At 70.8% G+C, this 691-nt stretch carries 1 protein-coding gene; it reads right to left on the bottom strand.

The window, feature by feature from the left end:
• A partial coding sequence (locus tag H4281_RS45055) for a GAF domain-containing protein (protein ID WP_182896962.1) occupies window positions 1-691 on the bottom strand: 691 nt, incomplete at both ends.

A 691-nucleotide genomic window follows, 5' to 3' on the forward strand; every position in this document is an offset into this window, starting at 1 on the left:
AGTCCGGTCCCGGAACACCGCACCCGGCACCGTCCCCTCCACCGGCATCCGCAACCCCGTCAGATCGCCGGCATCGCCGCCCGCGCACACGGTCACGGTCAGCTCGACCGGATCGCTGTCCCAGTCCTCGCCCGCATCAAGCGCGCCCGTGCCCGGCAACGCGAGCATCGTCACATCCGACCCCGTCAACTCCAGCGCCCGGCCCGCGATCAGCTCCAGCGCGTCCACCGGATCCGTCCCGCCCAGCAGCTCCGTGGTCACCTCGCTGGTCGCGCCCAGCCACCGCTGCCGCAACCGGGTCTGCTCGTACAGGTGCGCGTTCTCGATCGCGATCCCCGCCGCCGCCGCCAGCGCCTGCACGATCACCTCGTCGTCGTCGGTGAACTCCGCCCCGTCCTTCTTCTCGGTGAGGTACAGATTCCCGAACACCTCGTCGCGGACCCGCACCGGAACCCCGAGGAACGAATGCATCGGCGGATGGTTCGCCGGAAAACCCACCGACGCCGGATGCGCCGAAATCTCCGACAGCCGCAACGGCTTCGCGTCGTCGATCACCAGCCCCAGCAGCCCGTGGCCCTCCGGAAGATGCCCGATCCGCTGCCGGGTCTCGGCGTCGATGCCCAGGTACACGAACTCGGCCAGCGCGCCGTCGTCGCCCAGCACCCCCAGCGCACCGTAGTGGGCCTCGCCG

The organism is Amycolatopsis dendrobii, assembly GCF_014145675.1.
GTDB classification, from domain to species: Bacteria; Actinomycetota; Actinomycetes; order Mycobacteriales; family Pseudonocardiaceae; genus Amycolatopsis; species Amycolatopsis dendrobii.